The organism is Alicyclobacillus fructus (assembly GCF_017329605.1).
Classification (GTDB): domain Bacteria; phylum Bacillota; class Bacilli; order Alicyclobacillales; family Alicyclobacillaceae; genus Alicyclobacillus; species Alicyclobacillus fructus.
This window is the reverse complement of sequence record NZ_JAFMTY010000012.1, coordinates 65,851-88,524: the sequence shown is the minus strand read 5'-3', so window position 1 is coordinate 88,524 and position 22,674 is coordinate 65,851. Positions and strand designations below refer to the sequence as shown.

Sequence of the window (22,674 nt, the reverse complement as noted above, 5' to 3'; positions counted from 1 at the left end):
CCACACAACAGAAAAGGATTTTTATGGCATGTGTTATCTTTCACGAGAAGTGTGCGTCGTTTTCGCTCGCGATGGAATCAGTCATTCTGCAAAAGGCTCATGGCGAGTACTTGGCATGGTATTTGGCCCTTAGTCATATTCCGGCTCTCTCCCGCCTATGATGTATTAACTTGGACAAGGGAGGGACCGGAGCGTGACGCCATCGGACCCGAAGTCGTCCCCACACACCTCTACGCACACCGTTCTGCCATGGGCGCGCAGGCGGTTCGGCGCCTCCGCGTTGCCTGGCGCCGAGCGCAGCACGCCATCCGAGCCGCATTTGCCCGATCGACCGGATCTGCTGGATCGTCAGCGGTTTCTGCGCGAAATCTTGAAGAGTTGGCGCGAGCTCGAGATCGCGCGGCGCCAATTTGAAACCGTCTCGGATCCGCTCCTCATCGATCACGTCGTCTTCCGCATAAGCGCCGCGGAGCGGCAACTCAATTATCTGTTTCGACTCGCGCGCGAGTATGGGATCTCGTTCGACGGCCCTGAATTCGACTGGACCTCCGACGAGTGGCGCGTCGAATGACGCGGGGGAGGGTCGTCCATGCACATTTCATCCGTCTGGCTGTGGTGCGGCGCCGTTGTGCTTGGCGCCCTGGTGATCAGCCAATTCTTTCAGCAGCCTGGTCGCGCCTTGCTCTGGATGCTGCGCGGTCTCCTGCTCGGTTGCGTGCTGATAGGGGCCGTCGACGCCATCGGCAGCCATTTCGGCTTTCATCTGCCCATCAACCCTGTCACCGTTCTCGCGGCAGGCTTTCTCGGGCTGCCTGGGCTCGCCGCGATCGCCGTGCTTCACTTATGGGTACTTGCGTAGCCGCTCCGTGCCGGGCCGCCGGGGCGGCTTGCGCAATTTGCGCGCCACTTTGCCCAGGTACTTCCCCACGCCTGGCACGCTGCGGAACTCCTCCTCGGTCATCACGCCGGATCGCGCCACGAGCAGGAGGTAGACCAGCGCGCCCAACCCACCGGCAATCACCAGTTCCATGACGGCATCCAGCCGCCCTTCCAGGCCGTGTCCCGCGCGCAAAAGATGCCCGAGCCCTTCGTCCGCGCCAAACATCACGATGGCGGCGACCAGCGCCGATCGGAAAAAGGGCCGCATCAGACGGCGCAGCGAGAAGCGCACCTGACCATACTTGCGCACGGCCGCCACGTTGAGAAGAGACGAGACGATGTAGCCGAACGTCGTGGCGAGGGCTGCACCAATGGCGTGGTGCAGCGTCAGGATGAGCGCGAAGTTGAGTGCGGTCTTGATGCCGAGCCCGATGAACATGTTGCGCACGGGCCGATACATCTTGCCGAGCCCCTGCAGCACGTACGTCGAGATGAGTTCCATGCTGGCGAAGATGCTCATGAACGAGACGGTGGAGATGATGTCCGATCCGGCCGTCGTCCCGAACAAAGCCAGGTTAATGGGGCGGCTCAGCACGAGCAGCGCCGCCGACGTCGGGAAGCTCATGAGGAACATCGTTCGCAGCGTGAAGACGATGTTGGCCTGCAAATCCGCCTGGCTCCGCTTGGCCTTAGCCGTGGAAACGCTTGGCAGCACCGAGACCCCGATGGCGTAGGCGAACGACATGGGCAGCATGACGAGGTACATGGCCTGGCGGGTCAAAATGCCGTAGTCGGCGACCGCCTGCGCGTAACTTTCGCCGCTCGCCTGCAGCAGGTTGGTCACGGTCCACGAGTCGACCAGGTTGGCAATCGGCACCACGAGGCCGCCCAGGCTGACCGGAAGCGCAATCCGATACACCATGCGCAGAATTTGCCCACTTCGAAAAGGGCTGTCGTCATAGCCCAGCGGGCGCTCGCGCCTGCGAACGGGAAGCGCATAGGCGACGAGCAGGATGAGGCCTGCGAGTCCCCCGACGAATCCGCCGAACGTCGCCGCGGCTGCGCCGTAGACCGCGCGATCGCGGTGCCACACGTCCACGACGAGGTAAGCGCCTACTACCATCGCGATGACGCGGAACAACTGCTCGAAGGTCTGGGAGTACGCGGGGCCCTCGAGCCGCTGAAAGCCTTGCAGGTAACCGCGCAGACCGCTCATCGCTGGGATGACGAGGAGCATCAACGACACCGCGCGAATGCTGGGCACGTTCTGTTCCACGGATGCCGCGCTGTCCTTGAGCGAGACCATGTGCGCAAACAGCGGCGCTCCGAACCACATCAGGACAAACGCGCAGACGCTGAAGATCATGAGCGAGCGCATGGTCACGCGGTAGATGTGTTCGACCACCGCGCGCTCTCCGCGCGCTCTGCGCTCGGCGATAAGCTTGCCCATCGCGAGCGGGAAGCCCGCGGTGGCGAGTTGCTGAAGGATATTGTAAACGGCATACGCGTTGCCATAGATGCCGTTGCCTGTCGGTCCGATGATCGCGGTCACGGGTATGACCCAGACCAGCCCCAGCACTTTGGCCAGAGCCACGCAGATCACGTACAGAGAGGTTCCGCGAGCCAGTTTGGCCGTACCCGATCCGGGCGAATTCACCTCTCCACCCCCATTTCGAAGAGATTATAGCATGCAGCTTCATTGGAAGCCCGAATCCGCCGCGGTCTGGGCACCGCCCGCAAGGTACGGCATACGTTGGCATGAGTCCGTTCGGGGCATTTTGAGCGCGGGCGTATGCCGCGGTGGATTTCGTGCAACAATGGACATGTGGGTAACTTCGACATGGCCTCTCTGAGAAGGTGAGGATGCGATGAAAGAGACGGCGGATCTTGAGGAGATGTGGCGCGCAGCCCGTCCGTCGGACGGCTGTATCATCTGCGGCCGCGCCGGACAAGAGGGCATGCGGGTGTGCGGCCAACTCATCTGCGACGCGTGTGAGCGCGAGATCGTCCAGACGGAGGTCGAGGACGATGCCTATCGGCGCTATGTGGAGCAGATGAAGCTGATTTGGCTATCGGCTTTGGCACTGTGAATGGGAGCTTTTCGCCTCTTCCGGGAGGCCGTGGGCGCATCGCGGGCCGCGGTGCGCCTTGTCTGTGTCTTCAGCGCTTCGCGCACTCCGGATGGGCCGTGGTACAATGGGAGCAACATCTTGCAAGGGCATGAGAAAGGGCGTTGAATCGGGGTGCACAAGCTGGTTTGGCCGCTCTTTGGCGTACTGTACACCCTCGCGAGCGCCGTGGCACTCGCTTGGCTCATCCGACATGAGATTCGCAGGCGCGCTGACCTGTCCCGCCGCGGGGGTTCGGCGGAGTGACGAGGGAGAGCGACGGGTTCGGCGCGGCGATGCCCATCCTGGATCGGCTGATGCACCACGCCGCCAACGAGCGGGCGTCGTTTCACGTGCCGGGACATCATGGAAGGTACCTGCCCCAGCCTCTTTCGGCCTGGCTTGGCCAAGCCCTCAAGCTGGACCTCACGGAACTCCCGGGGCTTGACAATTTTCACAGCGCGAGCGACTGCATCGCCGCTTCCGAGGAGCTGTGCGCGCGGCACTACGGGGCCTACCGGACGTACTACTCCGTGAATGGAGCGACGGCGTGTGTCATGGCGGCCCTCAAGGGCGCCTGCGGCGTCCCCGGCCAGCGCGTGCTGGTCCTCGGTCCATGTCACATGAGCGTGTGGCGCGGGCTCGTGTACGCCGACGCGGTGCCCGTGTGGGTGCCGAGCCCGTGGAATCCCGCCAGACAGGCGTTCGATCCGCCCTCGCCCGCCGCGCTGGACGCGGAGCTTCGCCAGTGGCAGCCGGTGAAGGCGGTCTTCGTGACGAGCCCCACGTATCCGGGCTTCGTCGCGGACGTGCGCTCGCTCGCCGAGGTGGCGCATCGGCACGGCGCGCTTCTCCTGGTGGACGAGGCGCATGGTGCGCACTTTGGGCTGGATCCGCGCCTGCCGGACCACAGCGTGGCGCAGGGGGCGGACGTCGTCATTCAAAGCCCCCACAAGACCTTGCCTTGCCTCACGCAGGCGGCGTGGATGCACGTGTCTCGGCCGGACCTCGCGGATGGCGTTCACGAGGCGCTTCTGTTTCTCCACACCACCAGTCCTTCGTACCTGCTCCTCGCGTCCCTGGACGCGGCGCAGGCCTTTCTCCGATCCGGCCAGGATCTGGTGCGCGAGACGCTGGACGTGCTCGCGCGCTATCGACCGTTGGAGCCACAATCCGATCCGATGCGGATGTGGATCCCGACGGGTTCTCGGGCGCGGAGCGCCCGGCTGGCCGAGCGGCTCGAGGAACGGGGCATGTTTCTCGAGTACTGGGATGCCTCGGGGGCGTTGGCCATCTTCGGCTTCGGCCAGGGCGAACGGGATGTGGCCCGCTTTTTCGAGGTGTATCGAACGTGGTGTGAGGAAGCGGGCGAGGAAACGCCGGAGACCCCGTGGCACGGCGCTTTCCTCTACGAGGCGCCCGCGGTGCTCGCGCTGCGGCCGAGCGCCATCGAGCACCTGCCGGGACGGCGGGTGCCCCTCCGAGGTGCCGCGGGACTCGTCGCCAAGCGGCCCATCTCCCCGTATCCTCCGGGTGTCCCCGCCCTCTGGCCGGGGCAGGTCATCTCGGAACAGCACGTCGAGATTCTCGCGCGCATGTGGATGGAAGGTCACGACATCGTGGGCGTGGCTGCAGACGGAACCATTGAGGTGTGCGATGCGTAAGGGACTTCTCATCACATTCGAAGGCATCGATGGTGCGGGAAAGACGACGCAACTCCTTCGCGTCGCAGCGTGGCTGGAGGCCGAGGGCCTTCCGGTAATTGTCACCCGCGAGCCGGGCGGTACGCGCATTGGCGACGCCGTCCGCGCGATTCTGCTCGATCCGCGCCATCGGGAGATGGCGCCGCGGACCGAGGCGCTTCTCTACGCCGCTTCGCGCGCGCAGCACGTCGAGGAGCTCATCCGGCCGGCGCTGGCGCGGGGCGAGATCGTCCTGTGTGACCGATTCGTGGACGCGTCCATCGCCTATCAGGGCGCGGGGCTCGGGCTGGGCGAGGCTTGGGTCGAAGCCTTGAACGATTACGCCCTCGGCGGCCTGCGGCCGGATTTGACGCTTTGGTTCGATCTCGACTGGCCGACGGCGCGATCCCGCCTGCGATCGCGGACGGAGCGCGGAGGTCTCGACCGGATTGAGCGGCGGGATGACGCGTTTTTCGCGCGCGTGGCGGACGCATTCGAACGGATGTGGCGAGAGATGCCGCAGGTGCGGAAGCGGATCGACGCGTCGCGATCGCCGGACGAGATCGAGCAGGAGATCCGGGCGCTGGTATGGAATCTCATCCAACAACACTTGTAGAGGTGGGTGAGCCCACGTGAAACTCGTGATCGCCGTGGTTCAGGATAAAGACAGCAACAAGCTGGCGCAGAACCTCGTCAAGGAGGATATCCGCGCGACGAAACTGGCGTCGACCGGCGGCTTCCTGCACGCGGGCAACACGACGTTTCTCATCGGCGTGGAGGATCACCTGGTCGATCGCGTCATGCAGATCATCCAGCGGTCGTGCAAGGCGAGGGAGCAGGTGGTGGCGCCCGTGTCGCCGATGGGCGCGAGCATGGAGTCGTACATTCCGTATCCGGTGAACGTCCAGGTGGGCGGCGCGACGGTGTTCGTGCTCGACATTGAGCGGTTTGAGCAGTTCTGACACAGGAAAGGCGGTCGACAGCTTGGCGGAGTTGGAAGCGGAAGGGCGCTCGAATGAGGCGGCCGAACTGCCGGAAGTCCTCGTGCGGAGGCTGCGCGCGGGCGAGCTTTGGCATGCGGTGCTTCTTTTGGGCGAGCCCAGCCAGACCAAGCGAGCGGCCAGATGGCTCGCTCGCGCTCTGCTCTGCGAAGCGCCGAAGACGGATGTGCCGTGCGGCCGGTGCAGGAGCTGCGCGCAGTTTGCGGCCGGTTCCCACCCGGACGTTTGGGAGTCGGGCGACGAGGGGCTGAAGGCGGGCGATGTCGAGGCGCTTCAGGGCTGGCTCGCCACCAAGGGCCACGGGACGCGCAAGGTCTACCTTCTCCACGGCGTCGACGACATGACGCCCGTCGCGGCCAACCGCATGCTCAAGACGCTTGAAGAGCCGGCAGTTGGGACGTATGCGGTCCTGACCGCGACAAGCCGGCAAAAGGTGCTCTCCACCCTTCGATCCCGCTCGTTTTCCTGCCTGCTTCCCGCATCGCCCCCGTTCACCTTCACAGATCCGACCTCCGTTCCGGTGGTGAAGCGCGCCGCCAGCGCGGAAGATCCTTCGTTTGCCGGGCTCATGGACCGGGTGATAGAATGGACGGAGACGTGGCTTTCCGGCGGCGCTTCGCCTTGGGAGATGGCCGCGTCTTGGCAATCGATAGCAAAGGATGTCCCCGCGGAAGACGGCCTGCTGCTTCTTGCCGAGTGGTTCCGCGAGCTCATGCGGGTTCGCGCGGGCGGCCACGCGGAACGCTTCGCGAGGTGGCAGGAGGCCCTCAGGCGCATCGCTCCCATTCTCGAGGTCGGGCAGTACGCGGCGTGTGTTCAGGCGGTGATGGACGCCAGACTGCGCCTTCAGTCGCACGTCGCTTGGCTGCTCAACCTTGAGCAGATGTGCGTCCGTTTGCGGGAGGTTACAACCTCATGGTGACGATAGTCGGCGTTCGCTTCAAACCCGCCGGGAAGATTTATTATTTCGATCCCGGCGATCTTCCGATAGAAAAAGGCGCGGACGTGATCGTCGAAACCACGCGCGGCATCGAGTGCGGGCGCGTGGTGATTGGGCCAAAACAGGTGGCGGAGGACGACGTGGTCCTTCCGCTCAAGCAGGTCATGCGCATTGCCACGGACGCGGATCAGGCGGTGGTAGAAGAGAATCGCCGGCGCGCCAAGCAGGCGATGGGCGTGTTTCGCGAGAAGGTGGCGAAGCACGGCCTGGAGATGAAGCTCGTGGACGCGGAGTACACGTTCGACCGGAATAAACTCATCTTCTACTTCACCGCCGATGGGCGCGTGGATTTTCGCGAACTGGTGAAAGATTTGGCCAGCGTGTTTCGCGTGCGGATCGAGCTTCGGCAGATCGGCGTGCGGGACGAAGCGAAGATCTTGGGCGGGATCGGCCCGTGCGGGCGCCTGCTGTGTTGCTCGACGTGGATGGGGGAGTTCGATCCCGTCTCCATTCGGATGGCGAAGGATCAGAGTCTGTCGCTCAATCCGTCCAAAATCTCGGGACTGTGCGGCCGCCTGATGTGTTGCTTGAAGTTCGAGAACGACGCATACCACGACCAGGACGCGATGGCGTAAAGAGGTTGGTGTCCAGGCATGGACAAACAATCGCTGTTTGTGCAGGTTGCGAATTTGGAGGCGCGCATCGGCGAGCTGTACGAGGAGCTCGGATCGCTCAAACATCAGATTCAGGAGCTCATTGAAGAGAATCAGCGGCTGCGGCGCGAAAACGAACACTATCAGGCGCTGACGATGGGAAAGGGCCTTGCGGAGTCGGGCTCGGCGCAGGAGAACCTGCGCCGCATTTATCGAGAAGGATTTCACATCTGCAATGTCAAATATGGGAGCCTGCGCACAGACGGGGAATGTCTGTTTTGTCTGGCGTTCATCGAACGCGCTTGACGGCAGGGCCCGTTCGATCGCCACAGCGCGATCGAGCGGGCTTTTTCGCATGAGGCGACATGGAGGAGAACGGGTTGGCAGAACCAAGGAAATCGGAAGGTGGATGTCTGTACGTCTGCAGCACGCCCATCGGCAACTTGCGCGACGTTTCGCTGCGGCTTCTCGACGTGCTGCGCGAAGCCGACATCATTCTGTGCGAGGACACGCGGCAGACGCGAAAGCTCCTGGCACGCTACGAGATTCCGGGCGGGGATCGGCTGGTGAGCTTTCACGAGCACAACGAGGCGGCGCGTGCGGGGTGGCTCGAGCAGCGCCTGCGCGAGGGAAGGCGCGTGGCGCTCGTCAGCGACGCGGGAACGCCGCTTGTGTCCGATCCCGGCGATTCGGCCGTGGCGGCGGCGCTCGCAGCTGGCGTGCCCGTCGTGCCGGTGCCCGGGCCGAGCGCCTTGCTGGCTGCACTGGTCGCGAGCGGGCTACCCGCGACGCCGTTTGTGTATCTGGGCTTTCCGCCGCGATCGCGCTCGGAGTTCGCGCGGTTCCTCTCACCCTATCGCCAGCTTCCGGCGACGCTCGTGATGTACGAGGCGCCGCACCGCGTGGCGAACCTCCTCGGGTGGCTCGTCGAGGAGCTCGGGGATCGCAGGGCGGTGGTGGCCAAGGAGATGACCAAAGTGCACGAGTCGTTTTGGCGAGGCACGCTCCCGGAACTCGAGCGCCGCATGGCGGAGGAAGGGGCGCGCGGCGAGTACGTGATTGTGGTCGACAACCGCGGCGCGGAGGCCGAGGCGGGCGCGGGCGAGGACGAAGAGACTCGCTGGGAGGAAGCCGTGAGCGCGGTGGAACGGCTCATGGACGAAGGGTTGTCGCACAAGGAGGCCGTGAAGCGGGCGAGTGAAACGTACAGGGTGAAGCGGCGCGACCTCTACAACCGAACCCTGTCCGACGGAGACACGGCGGAAACATGAAACAAGCCGCAGCGCAAAGTGTCTCTTTGCCGCTGCGGCCTCACGTTATCGACGATTTACGCGTGCTGCATCTCGGCGATGCAGGACGGGCAGATGTTTTTGCCCTTGAAGTGGATGATCTCGTCCGCCTGACCGCAGAAGATGCAGGCCGGCTCGTACTTCTTGAGAATGATGCGATCTCCATCGACGTAGATCTCGAGCGCATCCTTCTCGCCGATGCCGAGCGTGCGGCGCAACTCGATCGGAATGACGACGCGACCGAGTTCGTCCACCTTGCGGACAATACCTGTAGACTTCACTGTACCATCCCCGTTTCTTCGAAATTTTTCTGTTTGTCTCTTGAGAAATACTCGCACGGCAAGGCAGCGAGACAGACGGTGTTTCGACGCCGCGCCGTCGCTATCACGCCATGCAAATACTTCTATACTCTTACTATAATGGATGCGCAGAGTTTTGCAAGACCTTACAGTTCTGATCCTGGCTGTTCCACGATTCAAATTGCTAAAAAACCGCGACATGATGCGGTTTTTGGCGAACAAAAAAATTTCTTGCGAGCGCTGTTCCACATTTGCGTTTTGGGGCGCGATCGCGTAAGATCAAGCATCATTCTCGTTCTGTGACAAATGCATCGTGCGCGGTGAAGGAAGGGTACCCAGTGGCGCGGTTACCAGCGAGCCGGGAGGGTGGAAGCCGGCAACAAGGCGGCTGGGGAGTATGATTCTGGAGCGCCGCTCGTCGAGCCAGGGCCAACGCCCGGTGAGGCGGGCGCGGGAGTTCCCGTTATCGAACAGGCTGAGCCACGGCGCTCGGCCGCAACGAGGCGCGAGCGAATCGCGCGAAGTTGGGTGGTACCACGAGAGATCCTCGTCCCAATGCGGGACGGGGTTTTTTTATGAGCCGCCGGGAAGGATCCGGGCGGCATCCCGCATCGGAAAGGCAGGAGTGAACATGAAACCGACGTTCTACGTCACGACGCCCATCTACTATCCGAACGACAAATTGCACATCGGCCACGCGTACACCACGGTGGCCGCCGATGCCATCGCCCGCTACAAGCGCCTGCGGGGTTACGACGTGTTCTTTCTCACAGGCACCGATGAGCACGGGCTCAAGATTCAACAGCGCGCGGAGCAGGCTGGGCTCGAGCCCAAGGCGTTTCTGGATCCCATCATCGCCTGGATTCAGGAGCTTTGGAAGAAGCTCGACATCTCCTACGACGATTTCATCCGGACGACGGAGCCGCGCCACGAACGCGTGGTGGAACAGATTTTCGAGCGCCTGCTCCAGCAGGGCGACATCTACCTTTCGGAGTACCAGGGCTGGTACTGCACGCCTTGCGAGTCGTATTGGGCCGAACGCGAACTCGTCGAAGGCAAGTGTCCGCAGTGCGGTCGCGACGTCCAGTTTGTCCGCGAGGAATCGTACTTTTTCCGCATGAGCAAATACGTCGATCGCCTCTTGCAGTACTTCGAGGAGAACCCGGGCTTTATCGAACCCGTGTCGCGCAAGACGGAGATGATCAAGAACTTCATCGAACCCGGTCTTCAGGATCTCTGCGTCTCGCGCACCTCGTTCGACTGGGGCGTGCACGTGCCGTCGAATCCCAAGCACGTGGTCTACGTCTGGCTCGACGCGTTGGTCAACTACATCTCCGCCCTCGGGTACCTTTCGGACGATCCGGCCGAGCGGGCGAAGTTCGAGCGCTACTGGCCCGCCGATGTGCACGTGGTCGGCAAGGACATCGTCCGCTTCCACGCCGTCTACTGGCCCATCATTCTGATGGCGCTCGGGCTGCCTTTGCCGAAGAAGGTGTTTGGCCACGGATTTTTCCTCGTCAAGGGCGGCAAAATGTCGAAGTCGAAGGGCAACGTGATCGATCCCCTGACACTCGTCGATCGGTACGGGCGCGACGCGTTCCGCTACTTCCTCCTGCGCGAGATCCCGTTCGGGCAGGACGGCACGTTCACGCCCGAGGGCATGGTCGAGCGCCTGAACTACGATCTCGCCAACGACTTTGGCAACCTCGTCCACCGCACCGCCGCCATGCTGAACCGCTTCAACGGCGGCGTGGTGCCTGAGCCCGGGGCGCTCGCCGATGTCGATCGCGCCCTGCGCCAGCTCGCCGTCGACGCGAAGGCCAAGGTCGAGGAGAACATGGACCAACTTCAGTTCTCCGTCGCGCTGGCCGAGCTGTGGAACCTCGTGCGCGGCGCCAACAAGTATATCGACGACTGTCAGCCGTGGAAGCTCAACAAGGAGGGAGAGCGGGATCGGCTCGCCACGGTGTTGTACCATATGGTCGAGGCCATCCGCGTCTCCGCCATCCTCGTCCAGCCGTTCATGACCGATGCGCCGAGGGCCATCCGGGAGCAATTCGGCTGGGCAGACGACGCGTTCACGTGGGATAGCGCGGAGATGGGGCGCGGTCCAAGCGGTCAGAAAGTCGCCGAGCGGGAGCCTTTGTTCCCGAGACTCGATGTGGAAAAGGAGATTGAGATCTTGACAGAGATGACGACACCGGCGTCGGAGGCCAAGGCGGAATCCAAGGCCGAGGACGTGAAGACCGTCACACACAAGGACGAGATCACCATCGACGTGTTCGATAAGGTGGAACTGCGGGTGGGCCAGGTGCTCGCTTGCGAGAAGCACCCCAACGCCGACAAACTGCTCGTTCTGCAGGTCGATCTCGGCAGCGAACAGCGCCAGATCGTGTCCGGCATCGCGAAGTATTACAAGCCCGAGGAACTCGTGGGCAAAAAGGTGGTCGTGGTGGCCAACCTGAAGCCTGTGAAACTTCGCGGGCAGGAGTCGCTCGGGATGATCCTCTGTGCGTCCGAAGGCGACTCGCTCTCCATCGTGACGGTTCCGGACAGCATGCCGAACGGAGCGATTGTGAAGTGAGGCTGTTCGACACGCACTGCCACCTGATGGACGGCCGTTTTGCGGACGATCTCGACGATGTGCTGGCTCGCGCCCGCGAGGCGGGCGTGGCGCGCATCGTCGTGCCCGCGGTCGATCTCGCCACTTCGCGCGAGGTCATCCGCATCGCGGAGGCCCACGACGGCGTCTACGCGGCCGTCGGCATTCACCCCGAGGCGGCGGGCGATGTGCCGGAGGGGGCGTATGACGAGATCGAGCGGATGGCCGCGCACCCGAAGGTGGTGGCCATTGGCGAGATAGGCCTCGACTATTACTGGGACTCGGCGCCGCGCCCCGTGCAGCAGGAGGTCATGATCAGGCAGGTGGAGATCGCCAAACGCGTCGGGCTTCCGATTATCGTGCACAACCGCGAGTCCACAGAGGACGTGATCGACGTGCTGGCGCGCACGCGCCCCGGCGATGCGGCGGGCGGCGTCATGCACTGCTTCAACGAGCGCGAGGAGATCATGCGGCGCGCGGTCGATCTCGGCATGTACATCTCCTTCGCGGGCCCCGTCACCTATAAGAAGTCGGACGAACTGCGCGCGGTGGCGGCGGTGGTGCCGGAGGACAGGCTGCTCATCGAGACGGACAGCCCGTATCTGTCGCCGCACCCGTTTCGCGGCAAGCGCAACGAGCCGGCGCGGGTGGCGCTGGTGGCCGAGGCCCTGGCGGCGGCGCGTGGGCTCTCCGTGGACGAGGTGGCGGAGATCACCTGGGCGAACGCGCACCGATTGTTCGGGAAGGTGAAACCATGACCCACGTGCGGCCGAAGCTGCGCGAAGTGGTGGTGGTGGAAGGGCTGCACGACAAACAGCGCGTGGACGAGGCGGTGGACGCCGAGGTGCTCATTCTGGGCGGCGATCACATCAGCCGCCGCACGGTGGATTTGCTCCGGCGCGCGGTCCAGGTGCGGGGCGCGATCGTGCTCACGGATCCGGACGGCGCGGGCGAGCGCATCCGGCGCCGGCTGGATCAGCTCGTTCCCGGGCTCCAGCACGCCTATCTGCGCAGGACCAGCGCGACGTCGCCTCACGGCGTCGGGATCGAGCACGCGAAGGCCGAAGATGTCCGGCGGGCGCTCGTCGAGGCGCGCGGCCGGGATCGGCGCAACGGGGAGACGCCTTCCGCGCGGGCGCCGGAATTTTCCCTGGACGATCTCGTCCAGCACCGCCTCATTCACCATCCCGACGCCGCCAGCCGGCGCGAGCGGCTCGGCGACATGCTGGCGATTGGCTACGGAAACGCGAAGGCGTTTTTGCACAAGCTGAACGCGTATGGCGTGACGCGCCAGGAGTTTGAAGACGCCGTCAGGAGGTTGGACGGATGACCGCAGCGTCCGCGCGCGAGGTGAAGGAACTGCTTCGCCGGCATGGCGTGATCGCCAAAAAGGGCTATGGCCAGAATTTCCTCGTCGATGGGCGCGTGCTGGATGGCATTGTGCGCGCCGTGGAGCCCGACGCCCGGACGGTGGTGCTGGAAGTCGGGCCGGGACTGGGGGCGCTGACGGCGGCGCTGGCGGCGCGGGCGAAGCGCGTGGTGGCCATCGAGAAGGATGCGAGCCTGCGGCCGGCGCTGGAGGAGGTGCTCGGTCCGCATGGCAATGCGGAGGTCCTCTACGAGGATTGCCTGAAGGTGGACCTGCGCGCCTTGGTCGAGCCTCGGCTGGAGGCGGGGGACAGGCTGGTCTTCGCCGCCAATCTGCCGTATTACGTGACGACGCCGATTCTCTTTCACGTGCTCGACTCAGGGCTGCCCGTCGCGCGCGCCGTGGTGATGGTGCAGAAGGAAGTGGCGGATCGCATGGTGGCAAGCCCCGGGAGCAAGGACTACGGCGTGCTGTCGGTCGGGGTGCAGTACAGGGGCGAGGTGCGGCGAGTGTTCAACGTGCCGCCGAGCGCCTTCCTTCCGCAGCCGGGCGTCGAGTCGGCGGTCGTGGTGATCGATTGCGGCAAGCGCCCGCCGGTGCGCGCGTCCGACGAGGAGGCGTTGTTTCGCGTGGTGCGCGCGGCGTTTGGCACGAGGAGAAAGACGCTCGAAAACGCGCTGGCGGCGGGGCTCGGCGCGCCGAAGGAGATGGTGCGGCAGAAGATTGTGGCGGCCGGGATCGACCCGGGGGCGCGCGCGGAGCAGCTGTCGCTCGCGGATTTCGTGCGGCTGGCGGATGAGGTGGGGAAGGAGAGCGGGTGGATGGACGGCGCCTGATGGGAGAGGGCGGAGACCGCATGGAGGCGGGCGCCTGTCGCAGATGAAAGGCCGCTCTCAACGCACGGTGGAAGCGCAGCGCCGGCTGTCGTGATCGGCATGCGAGCCGGGACAAAAAGAGGAGCTGAACGGCAAGCGTTCAGCCCCGACTTGGGGATGGAGAGCCGGATGCCGTGAGAGGCAGGAAATGAGTAGGGGGATGAGGCCGCGTTGGGCGTCGCCAGCGCGGCCAGGGGTCATTGCTCGACCCCGACGGTTTCCTCCGTGTAGTAGTAGATTTCGTCCACGGACTTGCCGCGCGCGCGCTGGAGAACGCCGAGCCTCGTGGCGAACTGCTTCTGCGCATAGGCCACGAATTCGTCCGGGTTCAGCCCAAACGGGACATCGGTGATGCCGAGTTCCGCGGCGAGTTGTTGGGCTTCCTCGGTGTCGAGCTCGGCGTTGAGATCCTGAACCACCCCGATGGCGTGCGGCAAGAGCAGGTTGATCCGACGATTGACCACGTCCCAGATGTGTTCATTTTCGCTGATGAGCCGCGAAAGGAGATAGGTTCCGTAGCCGATGTGGCGTGACTCGTCCCGTTGGAGCAGGCGAATCGCCTGAATGAGCCCGGGCAGCTTATTTTCCTTTTGCAACGCGGTGTAGAACGCGTAATATCCGGTTTCGGCGAGCACGCCCTCGACCACCATGTTGTAGGTCACGGACGCTTCCGCCTGTGCCTCCGGAGACGGATCGTGCACCAGCCGCCCCATCGCCTGCGGCAGGTATTCGTAAAAGATCTTGCGATAGTGGTCCTTGTGGAACGTCGACAGATCCGACGTCTCCCCGGCGACTTCGTCCAGGAAGCGGCGGAAGACCTCCGTGTGTTTGGCCTCTTCGAAGAGGAAGGTGGTCAGATACATTTCCTCTTCCAGCCGGCCTTCGCGAGCGACCGCCATGATCAGCGGCAGGAGATCCAGTGTAACCGCTTCCTCACCTGCGACAAACAGCGAGCACAGGCGGAGGATGACGCGCCGCTCCGCTTCGTTCATGGCCTGCCAGTCTTCTTTGTCCTTCGAAAAATCAATGTCCCTGGGATCCCAAACGCCGAGCTTCTTCGCCTTGTGATACAACCGCATCGGCAAGATGCTGTGGTTCAAACGCTTTTCGCTCGTGGTCTGAAACACGCGCGGCGTCTCCGTCAATGCCATGGGTGTCGCCTCCAGTGGATCGAATTCTACTCTCACCATACGGGCCGAGCCTCAGGGCGGCCATCCCTGACTTCGTGGTGAATCGAAAGGCTGAACCCCAGAACCGGGGGATCATCGCAGCACCGAAGCGCAGAGCTCGGCCACTTTCGGATCGGAGACCAGGTGAAGGTGATTGTGGCCAGGGAGATCGGCGAGGTGCTGGGCGTCGGGGCACAGGGCGTTGTCGGCGGGCACGAGGCCATCGGACGGGCGGCGCAAGGCGAAGTGGTACAGGGTTCCGATGAACAATTCGCCGCCCACCCCCCAGCTCACGCCGCGGTGGATGCCCCGCACGAAGTAAAGCGGAACGCGGCTCGGCCACGGATGCTGGCGGACGAATTCGCGGACGAACCTGGGCGTCAGGTCGTGAAACGCGCGCCCGGCCCCGATCATCCAGCCGAACCATAGGAAATCGCGCGCCATGGGCGCACCTTGATAGGGCGTGCCGAGCGTGACGGCCGCCGCGACGTCCTCCGGGTGATCCCGCACATAGCGCCGCAGGACGAGTCCTCCCATGCTGTGGGCGATCACGTCGAAGGGGCGCGTCAACCCGGCGTGCGCCTCGAACAGCTCGAGTTTCCTGCGGAGATACTCGTATTGCCGCTCGACCGTGTCGCAACCGGCGCCCTGGTGCAGCACGCCCGCGAAGTGCGCGCGGCCCTCTTCGTACGGCTGGCTCCAAAGGTGTTCGCTTCGGTTCAGATGCACCACAAATACGCGATCCGATCCCCAAATCTCCACGCATTTGCGAAGAAACGCGTCCGTCCAGCGGTGCGCGTTCCGCAGGCCGTGGACGAGGACCAGCGGATGGGCTTTGGGCGCCATGGTCTTGACACTGTCTGAAGATTGGGTCGATAGTAGGGTCAAGAGAGATCCCTCCTCCCCACACTATTGTCAGGATGTTCCGAGGAGGGGCAACCCCTGAGATCTCGGAGTGAAGTTCCCACGCCGATGGGATAGGTGAAGCGCTTTCCTCGGAGTAGCATAAGCACAAACCCCGCGATTCATGGCTTGGAGTCGCAGGTGCGTCGAGTGAAAGCCGCCCGGGATTCGGGGATTCAGGCCATTGAGGGGGCTGAGATCATGGCGACCGCGAATCCGCATCAGAGTGACGATCTCCGCGGGGCAGACGCGCCCGGCGCGACGCCGGAACAGGCCAAGCCGCATGTGTTTCAGTACGCCATCACGCCAAACCGGTGGCCGGGCCAGATCCGGACGTCATGACGGAGTGGCGCCAAAACGTGTTTGTCCAACTGAGCGCGCACACTTCGCAGGCCGGATCGACCGTGGCCAATGAAGAGGCGGAGCCCGAAGCCGCACGGCGAGCTTCAGAGCCCGACGAGGGTGACAGGCGTTCGCCTGCGGGTCACGACGGGGTGGGGGCGGATCGCGAGGCGACGAACACGCCGGACCTGAAGCAAGATTTGCCTCCCATCGGTGATGGCGGTGCGGACAAGGCGGCCACGTCGCTCCAACCTTCCGCCGCATCCGACGGGGTGCCGCGCGCGAGGAGGAGGCGGCACGAGGCGGTCGATCCCGACCTGTTGCTGCCCGCCATGGCGGCTGTCTCTGCGGCAGAAGCGGCCGAGGTGAGCGACGGCGTTGACCAGGCGGAGCCGTCGGGCGATGAGGAAGGCGCTTTCAACGACGACCTGCCACCCGGCGTGTTGACGCCCACGCAGATTGTCCGCGGCGATCCGCTTCGGTTGCCGGACGACGACACGCGTCGCAGGGGGAGAAAGGTGCAGTCCGCGCCGCGGAGAGGAGGAATGGTGGCCATGGATCCGGAAACGGTGTCGGTCGCGCCCGCACCTGAGTCCAGCCCCAAGTCGCGAGAAACGGGCGTGATCGTCGACGTGGAAGCCACGGAGACGACGCCGGCGCAGCCTTCGAGCAAGGGGTTCCGCCGGTGGCGGCGGACGCGGCCCTTCACGGCGGGCCTGCTGTCGATGCTCGGCGGCGTCATTGTGGCGGCGGGGCCGGTGAGCCTTTTGCACGTCGTCGCTTTTTCGCAGTCCAGCGTGCCCATCGGCGCTGCGGTCGGCATCCTCATTTTCATCATGGGACTCTTGGAGTGGGTGTTTCCCTTCTACGCGTTGCTGACCGGAAGCATCACCGTGGTGCTCGCGCTCGTATCCCTGGTTGTTGCTTCGTTTGGCGGCCTGTTGATTGGCATGTTGCTGAGTCTTGTCGGCGGTGCGATGGCGGTGGCGTGGCGCCCGGCGCAGCCTAACAAACAGAAGACCCGAAAATCGAAGGCGCCGAATCTTCCCAACACGCCTTCCGCTTCCGCATAAATCAACTTCCCTTACGAGGGATGTAAGCGAATTCTCAAGGAGGGGTTCAGGATGTATCCAGAGATGGCCATGCCCGTGGAGGGGCGGACGAACTGGAAGGTCTTCGCCGGCGTGCTCGCGGGCGGGGTGGCAGGCATCGGCGCATTGACAGGCATGGTGATGAACGGGGTGGTGTCCGCTGCTGTGAATCTGCCGATTCCGTTCACCGTGCAGGCTTCGAGCATCAATGGCACGGGCTTCAGCCTGGCGCCGGGGCAGGTGCCGAATCAGCAACAGGGTGCTGCTCAAATCGTCATGAATGGCACGTTGCAAAACATGACCATCACCAAGCAGGTGAACACCCCGCTTGGGACATTCAACATCAACATCAGCGCGGGCAAGGGCAGCACGCCGGTTCAAGCGACCGGCATGACGGTGTACGCGTCGAGCCTGGGCGGCGACACGAGCTTCCCGCAGGGATTGAGCATGGACGCTTCCACCGGCACGCTGTCCGGCAGCAATCTGCAGATGAACAACGCCAACCTCCAGGTGCCCTACTTGAGCACGCAGAGCATCACGCTGCCGGGAATGTCGCTGTCGATCACGCCCGCGTCGAGCAATTCGTCGGGTTCTTCCGGTACGAGCACGTCCAATGGCACCTGATGTCCATGCAACACAGGGGGAGCGGATGCCAACCTCCGCTCCCCTTCTGAAATTCAAGGGCAGGGGGGATGAGCATGAGGTTCCGAAACGCGCGGCACCTCAGAAACAAGCGCGCGACGAGGGCGACGGGTCTGACGGCGGTTGCCGCCGCATGTGCCATGACGCTCATGCCAGCTTCAGTGCCCCGCGCCGGAACCATTCTTCCGGGCAGGGTTCCCTTTACGCTTCGTGCGTCCGAGATCGTCGCGCAGAACGCGGTCATCAGCATCCTGGGTGAATCGATGTCGTTTTCGAGCGCCACCATCCAGGGGATGACCCTGACCTATTCTGCCGGCGGTCACACCTACACCATCGCCGTCAATGGAACGGCGTCGGCCGGGCAGACGGTCATCAAAACTTCCCTGTTCAGCACGCTGAAAGACGACATCGGGTCCCTGTTTCACGTGCAGTCGCCGAGCGTGGCAACGGTCCTCGCGGACGCGCTCATCCAGAAGCCCATCCCGACTCTCGTCCTCACCGACGTGAATCTGACCATCGACACGTCGATGAGCACCCAGGCTATCCAGATGCCGGGGATGCAGATGTCCACCAGTTGACGCGGCTTCGGCGAGCGCAGGAGGAAGGAAGGAGGGATCCCGTGGCAGCTCCGGCGCCGTTTCTCCTCAAGGCCCATCGGATTCAGGCTCATCACGCCCGGCTGAACGTGCTCACGAACACCTTGTCGTTCCAATCCGCCACCATAGAAGGCATGCAGATCGCCCGGACGGCGGACGGACTTACAATGTCGATCTCGTCCGGGGGCGTCGTCACCGTGGGTCATACCAAAATCCAGACCACGGTTCTCCGCAATCTCGCGAGCATCGGCAGTTTCCGCAACAAGCGGGACGTCCTCCTTTTGCTCGCCGGGAGCACGCTGCCGCGCCTGGAATTGTCGCGGGTCGAATTCACCATCGATGGCTACCTCACGACTTCGCACGCGGACATCCCCGCGATGACGCTCTCCATGAAGTGACCGCTTCGCCGTTGCCCAACCCGTGGTCACTGGGGCTTTCTAGACGCGTCCTCGCATGGGGCAACGGCAGCTAACCTCCTCCACGGCCCATCCGACTGGCCGGGCGGTGGATATCCTTTTCTTGTTTCCCCGTGCGAATTCCTCTATAATGTCGCTAACACTCCACGATACGTACGGGTGTGGTGTGAACTCCGTTCCTTCAAGATAGGCTCGGTTCTGACCCATGACGGGGCGACGTATCATCAGGATGTCACTCGCCAAAGGTTGTCGCTCTGACCGCCCGAAGGGGGATGTACGATGAGTCGTCCGTCGCCGCTTCCGCCGTCCGGAGAATCGCTTCCCAAAAAAACGCTCGCGCTGGTTCTGCAGACCTTGCAGGCGCAGGAAGCGGAGTGCCGCATGAATTGGAGCCTGCGCATGGCGCGGCTCGAGATCCCCGAAGTGACCCAGCCGGTGCTGACGCACCTTTTTCAGTTTCTTCTGAGAAATATTGAAAGCGCTCTCACCGACGAGGAGGCGCTCGTCCGCGCGTTCCAGGCCGAGGTCATGCGCGCTCAGCCGAGCGTCATGGCGTCCGATGTGCTCGTGGTGGTCGGATTTCTCGAAGAACTGATGATTTCCATGGCTTGGCGGATGGTCGAAGCCGCTCAGATTGAGTCGTTCGTGCGCTTTGCCCACCGCCTGTGCTTCGATCTCGCCCGCGAAGCGCTCTCCGAGGGATATTTCCCCGCCAAGCTGGCCGCCCGGACGCAATACATGTGCGATGCTCCGCTCGTCAACTGGCTGAACGTGCTCAGCGCCGAATGCGACTGGAAGTGGTTCGCGCTTGTCCGCACTCGGCCTCAGGTCAACGTGGAGGAGTCCGCGCTGTACGTGCCCGAGACCCGCATGTGGACGGCCGAGGCGCCCCATCCCGAGCGGACGGAGCAGGTTCGCAAGGCGTTGTCCGACGGATCGCCATTTGTGGCCGCCGTGGGGGACAACCTGTACGCGGTAGCGGAAGCGCGTCACGATCCGCTGACCATTCGGCGCTTTCGCCAGACGGCGCAGTGGATTCAGAACGCCTTACAGCTGTCCATTTACGTGAGAGGCGGCCACGGGAGCGGGCGCGCCGAGATGCTCGAAGTGCTGCTGGAGTTTGACGACGTACTCGCATCGGCCAGCGACATGAACGAGCTGCTGACCTGCGTCGTGGAGCACGTGTGCCGGCGAGGCGGCTTCAAGCGCAGTGCGCTCTTTTTATACAATCCCATCACGCAGACGGTGGAAGGCGTGCACGGGTACAACGTGAACGTGGAAGAGATCATGCGCATCCGCCAGACGGATCGCGACATCCCGTCGCTGACGCAATTTGTGCAGATCGCCAAGCCCGTCTTTCTGAAGGATGTGGGGAACATTCTTCCACAGCCGTACGTGAACAAGTTTCACCTCTCTTCTCTGCTCGTGTGCCCGGTGATCGACAATCGGAGGATGTTGGGGATTATGTTGCTCGATCACGGCGGGCGTGCGTTCACGCCCGACAACGCGACCATTCGCATGGTGGAGGCGATGCTCGCTCGGGCAGGCCGGATGATCGTCGCGCAGATGTATCGCCAGGCGGGTACGGCGCCCATCACCCCCCTCACGACGTTGACCAAGCGCGAGCGGGAGATCCTGCAGCTCATTGCGGACGGCGTGGACACGAAAGAAATTGGGCGCGCTCTGCACATCAGCGACTATACCGTCACCGAACACGTCAGCTCCATCCTGCGAAAGCTCGGTGCCAAAAACCGCACGGAGGCTGTCGCAAAAGCCATGCGCGAGCGGATCATCCATTGATGAAGGTTGGTCGCATGGCCAGGGATGGGCCCACAATGGGCGAGCGCCCGCGATGGAAAGCGCTCGCCGGGCCGCCGCGCCGTCGGGGCGCTGGGCTCGGCCCATCCTCCAACCGAGATCCATCCACGCGCTCCCTCTGCACCTCCTGAGCGTTGGCGCAGCGGTCGGGCCGCTCGGCCTGCCCGCCTTTCGTATTGGATCCGCGGTGCCTTTTGCGCGCCAACGGCCTTCGCACGATGCCTCCCCACATTTCCGGGGTTCTTATTCACAATATTGCAACATTTGCGGGAGGCCGCAGGTCGCCTCGTGCGCTACAATGGCATCAAGCTGTTATATATCAGATACATGTGTTCTCCTTGTGTTTCAATTCGTCTGGGGATCTACGAAACGCAAGGGGGCACGAGATCCAGGGGGAGTGGAATGTGACACTGACGCGAGCCGGCAACGTTCGAGTCATGTTTCGCGTTAGCCTCGAGGCGAACGCATCGCTGGGGGAGGTGTATGGGGCCATCGTCCGCGCCGGGGGCGAGGTGATTGCCATGGAAACCCGGGTGCTCCACCCCGATCACAGCGTGCGCGACATCACGGTGGCGGTCGACACGGAGGCCGATGTCCGCGCCGTCGAGCAGGCGCTGGACGAGGAGCCGGGCGTGCGGCGCCTGCAGACGCTGGACCGCACGTTCTTGGCTCACGTCGGAGGCAAGATCGCGACGCACCTCAAGGTGCCCGTGGTGGACCGCGACGATCTCTCGGTCGTCTACACGCCAGGCGTCGCACGGGTCTGCGAGGCCATTCGCGACCGCCGCGATCGCGCGTTTGAATTCACGATTCGCATGAACACAGTCGCGGTGGTCAGCGACGGGTCGGCGGTTCTCGGCCTCGGCAACATTGGCCCCGAGGCTGCGCTGCCCGTCATGGAGGGCAAGGCGATGCTGTTCAAGCGATTCGCCGACGTGGATGCCTTTCCGATTTGCCTGGCCACACAGGACGTCGACGAGATCGTCGAGACGGTGGAGCGAATCGCGCCTTCCTTCGGGGGCATCAACCTGGAGGACATCTCGTCTCCGCGCTGCTTCGAGATCGAAGATCGGCTGCGCAAGCGGCTCGACATCCCGGTGTTTCACGACGATCAACACGGGACCGCGGTGGTGATGCTCGCGGGGCTCTTGAACGCGCTGAAGATTGTGAACAAGCGGATCGAGGATCTGTCCGTGGTGGTGGCGGGCGTCGGAGCGGCGGGCGTGGCCTGCACGAAGATCCTGCTCGCTGCGGGCGTCGGGCATATCGTCGGGATCGACCGCGTAGGCATCATCGAGCGCGGCCGCCACTATGACAACCCCGTGAAGCAGTGGTACGCGGAAAACACCAACTTCGAGAACCGGCGCGAGACCCTCGACGACGCCATTCGCGGCGCGGACGTGTTCATCGGCGTCTCGGGCCCGGGGATTCTGACGGTCGATCACGTCAAGCGGATGGCGCGCGATCCCATTGTGTTCGCCATGGCGAATCCCATCCCGGAGATCCTGCCGGAGGCTGCGGCGGGGCATGTGCGCGTGATGGCGACGGGCCGTTCCGATTATCCCAATCAGATCAACAACGTGCTGTGCTTCCCAGGCATGTTCCGCGGCGCCCTGGACGTCCGGGCGCGGGACATCACGGAGGAGATGAAACAGGCCGCCGCCCTTGCCATTGCGGAGTGTGTGCCGGAATCGCAGTTGTCCGAGCAGTACATCATTCCCAGCCCGTTCGACCCGAACGTCGTCCCGGCCGTGAGCCGGGCGGTGCAGGCGGCCGCGGTCCGATCCGGCGTGGCGCGGGCGGCCGCTCACCTCGAGGTGGAGCAGGAGCCGCTCTACACCGAGATGTAGCCGGCCTGCGGACGGGCGCACGGAGAACCCCGAGTTCAGGGGAGGGCATCCCCCAACTCCCCGGATTCCTCGGGATGGGAAAGCGCTTGCCTGGCGATACAATGGCATCAACAGGCGGACGGGTCTCGAAGCGCAGCACATCTGGCTTCG

The 22,674-nt window shown here is 63.8% G+C and carries 25 protein-coding genes and 1 pseudogene; 22 read left to right on the top strand and 4 right to left on the bottom strand.

Going from position 1 to position 22,674, the window contains the following annotated elements; genetic code table 11:
* Positions 1-193: 193 nt before the first annotated feature.
* A complete protein-coding gene (locus J3481_RS08040; protein WP_206831530.1) occupies positions 194-571 on the top strand; it encodes a YaaL family protein in 378 nt (125 codons plus the stop codon).
* A gap of 18 nt (positions 572-589) precedes the next feature.
* Entirely contained in the window at positions 590-859 is a 270-nt protein-coding gene (locus J3481_RS08035) for a pro-sigmaK processing inhibitor BofA family protein (protein WP_206831529.1), read from the top strand.
* On the opposite strand, the gene J3481_RS08030 is transcribed toward J3481_RS08035, so the two are convergent.
* The gene (locus J3481_RS08030) at positions 842-2,536 is read right to left on the bottom strand and encodes a putative polysaccharide biosynthesis protein (RefSeq protein ID WP_206831528.1); all 1,695 of its coding nucleotides are present in this window, start codon (positions 2,534-2,536) and stop codon (positions 842-844) included. The two genes, J3481_RS08035 and J3481_RS08030, sit on opposite strands and share 18 nt — an antisense overlap.
* 211 nt (positions 2,537-2,747) lie before the next feature.
* Here J3481_RS08030 and J3481_RS08025 point away from each other — a divergent pair, with 211 nt between their 5' ends.
* The 9 genes and pseudogenes from J3481_RS08025 (at position 2,748) to rsmI (ending at position 8,534) form a co-directional block, all read left to right on the top strand.
* Positions 2,748-2,969, top strand: a complete 222-nt coding sequence (locus J3481_RS08025; protein ID WP_206831527.1) for a sigma factor G inhibitor Gin — start codon at positions 2,748-2,750, stop codon at positions 2,967-2,969.
* Positions 2,970-3,122: 153 nt separating this feature from the next.
* Positions 3,123-3,254 carry a hypothetical protein gene (locus J3481_RS14835; protein WP_268884322.1) on the top strand — a complete coding sequence of 44 codons (132 nt, stop codon included), beginning with the start codon at positions 3,123-3,125 and terminating at the stop codon, positions 3,252-3,254.
* Positions 3,251-4,651 carry an aminotransferase class I/II-fold pyridoxal phosphate-dependent enzyme gene (locus J3481_RS08020; RefSeq protein ID WP_328702072.1) on the top strand — a complete coding sequence of 467 codons (1,401 nt, stop codon included), beginning with the start codon at positions 3,251-3,253 and terminating at the stop codon, positions 4,649-4,651. Before J3481_RS14835 ends, J3481_RS08020 begins: the two co-directional genes overlap by 4 nt.
* A complete protein-coding gene (tmk, locus tag J3481_RS08015) occupies positions 4,644-5,285 on the top strand; it encodes a dTMP kinase (RefSeq protein WP_206831526.1) in 642 nt (213 codons plus the stop codon). The genes J3481_RS08020 and tmk overlap by 8 nt, the downstream gene beginning before the upstream one ends.
* A 16-nt stretch (positions 5,286-5,301) precedes the next feature.
* Positions 5,302-5,631, top strand: coding sequence for a cyclic-di-AMP receptor (locus J3481_RS08010; RefSeq protein WP_206831525.1), 330 nt, complete (start codon positions 5,302-5,304; stop codon positions 5,629-5,631).
* 22 nt (positions 5,632-5,653) lie between these two features.
* Positions 5,654-6,592 (top strand): DNA polymerase III subunit, encoded by a 939-nt coding sequence (locus J3481_RS08005; protein ID WP_206831524.1) that lies wholly within the window; start codon positions 5,654-5,656, stop codon positions 6,590-6,592.
* Positions 6,586-7,221: pseudogene (locus J3481_RS08000) on the top strand (PSP1 domain-containing protein); the annotation flags it as partial. The gene J3481_RS08005 and the pseudogene J3481_RS08000, both read left to right, overlap by 7 nt.
* 42 nt (positions 7,222-7,263) lie before the next feature.
* On the top strand, positions 7,264-7,569 hold the full coding sequence (locus tag J3481_RS07995; RefSeq protein WP_008338013.1) for an initiation-control protein YabA: 306 nt from the start codon (positions 7,264-7,266) through the stop codon (positions 7,567-7,569).
* Positions 7,570-7,643: 74 nt separating this feature from the next.
* On the top strand, positions 7,644-8,534 hold the full coding sequence (gene rsmI / locus J3481_RS07990) for a 16S rRNA (cytidine(1402)-2'-O)-methyltransferase (RefSeq protein ID WP_236011399.1): 891 nt from the start codon (positions 7,644-7,646) through the stop codon (positions 8,532-8,534).
* A 56-nt stretch (positions 8,535-8,590) separates the two neighbouring features.
* On the opposite strand, the gene J3481_RS07985 is transcribed toward rsmI, so the two are convergent.
* Positions 8,591-8,833, bottom strand: coding sequence for an AbrB/MazE/SpoVT family DNA-binding domain-containing protein (locus tag J3481_RS07985; RefSeq protein WP_012809578.1), 243 nt, complete (start codon positions 8,831-8,833; stop codon positions 8,591-8,593).
* 649 nt (positions 8,834-9,482) lie between these two features.
* On the opposite strand from J3481_RS07985, the gene metG reads away from it, so the two are divergent.
* Genes metG through rsmA form a run of 4 tightly spaced genes read left to right on the top strand, consistent with a single transcriptional unit; the run spans position 9,483 to position 13,658 of the window.
* Positions 9,483-11,435 carry a methionine--tRNA ligase gene (gene metG, locus J3481_RS07980; protein ID WP_206831521.1) on the top strand — a complete coding sequence of 651 codons (1,953 nt, stop codon included), beginning with the start codon at positions 9,483-9,485 and terminating at the stop codon, positions 11,433-11,435.
* The gene (locus J3481_RS07975; protein WP_206831520.1) at positions 11,432-12,211 is read left to right on the top strand and encodes a TatD family hydrolase; all 780 of its coding nucleotides are present in this window, start codon (positions 11,432-11,434) and stop codon (positions 12,209-12,211) included. The genes metG and J3481_RS07975 overlap by 4 nt, the downstream gene beginning before the upstream one ends.
* Positions 12,208-12,783 carry a ribonuclease M5 gene (gene rnmV, locus J3481_RS07970; protein ID WP_206831519.1) on the top strand — a complete coding sequence of 192 codons (576 nt, stop codon included), beginning with the start codon at positions 12,208-12,210 and terminating at the stop codon, positions 12,781-12,783. Before J3481_RS07975 ends, rnmV begins: the two co-directional genes overlap by 4 nt.
* Positions 12,780-13,658, top strand: a complete 879-nt coding sequence (gene rsmA / locus J3481_RS07965; RefSeq protein ID WP_206831518.1) for a 16S rRNA (adenine(1518)-N(6)/adenine(1519)-N(6))-dimethyltransferase RsmA — start codon at positions 12,780-12,782, stop codon at positions 13,656-13,658. Before rnmV ends, rsmA begins: the two co-directional genes overlap by 4 nt.
* 236 nt (positions 13,659-13,894) lie before the next feature.
* Here the strand turns inward: rsmA and J3481_RS07960 are convergent, their stop codons facing one another.
* Positions 13,895-14,848: a R2-like ligand-binding oxidase gene (locus J3481_RS07960; RefSeq protein WP_206831517.1), complete on the bottom strand. Its 954-nt coding sequence runs from the start codon at positions 14,846-14,848 to the stop codon at positions 13,895-13,897.
* A gap of 111 nt (positions 14,849-14,959) precedes the next feature.
* Positions 14,960-15,754 carry an alpha/beta fold hydrolase gene (locus tag J3481_RS07955; RefSeq protein ID WP_236011398.1) on the bottom strand — a complete coding sequence of 265 codons (795 nt, stop codon included), beginning with the start codon at positions 15,752-15,754 and terminating at the stop codon, positions 14,960-14,962.
* A 156-nt stretch (positions 15,755-15,910) separates the two neighbouring features.
* Between J3481_RS07955 and J3481_RS14680 the strand changes: the two genes are divergently transcribed.
* From J3481_RS14680 to J3481_RS07925, 7 genes are all read left to right on the top strand, one after another.
* On the top strand, positions 15,911-16,111 hold the full coding sequence (locus tag J3481_RS14680) for a hypothetical protein (protein ID WP_236011397.1): 201 nt from the start codon (positions 15,911-15,913) through the stop codon (positions 16,109-16,111).
* Complete coding sequence (locus tag J3481_RS07950; protein ID WP_236011396.1) at positions 16,108-17,184, top strand: DUF6114 domain-containing protein; 1,077 nt, start codon at positions 16,108-16,110, stop codon at positions 17,182-17,184. Before J3481_RS14680 ends, J3481_RS07950 begins: the two co-directional genes overlap by 4 nt.
* Before the next feature lie 51 nt (positions 17,185-17,235).
* Positions 17,236-17,826 carry a DUF6230 family protein gene (locus J3481_RS07945; protein WP_206831516.1) on the top strand — a complete coding sequence of 197 codons (591 nt, stop codon included), beginning with the start codon at positions 17,236-17,238 and terminating at the stop codon, positions 17,824-17,826.
* A 74-nt stretch (positions 17,827-17,900) separates the two neighbouring features.
* Complete coding sequence (locus J3481_RS07940; RefSeq protein WP_206831515.1) at positions 17,901-18,422, top strand: hypothetical protein; 522 nt, start codon at positions 17,901-17,903, stop codon at positions 18,420-18,422.
* 41 nt (positions 18,423-18,463) lie between these two features.
* Entirely contained in the window at positions 18,464-18,838 is a 375-nt protein-coding gene (locus J3481_RS07935; RefSeq protein WP_206831514.1) for a hypothetical protein, read from the top strand.
* Between the two features lie 297 nt (positions 18,839-19,135).
* Positions 19,136-20,656, top strand: coding sequence for a LuxR C-terminal-related transcriptional regulator (locus J3481_RS07930; RefSeq protein ID WP_206831513.1), 1,521 nt, complete (start codon positions 19,136-19,138; stop codon positions 20,654-20,656).
* Positions 20,657-21,078: 422 nt separating this feature from the next.
* Entirely contained in the window at positions 21,079-22,524 is a 1,446-nt protein-coding gene (locus J3481_RS07925) for an NAD-dependent malic enzyme (RefSeq protein ID WP_407929325.1), read from the top strand.
* Positions 22,525-22,674 lie beyond the last annotated feature (150 nt).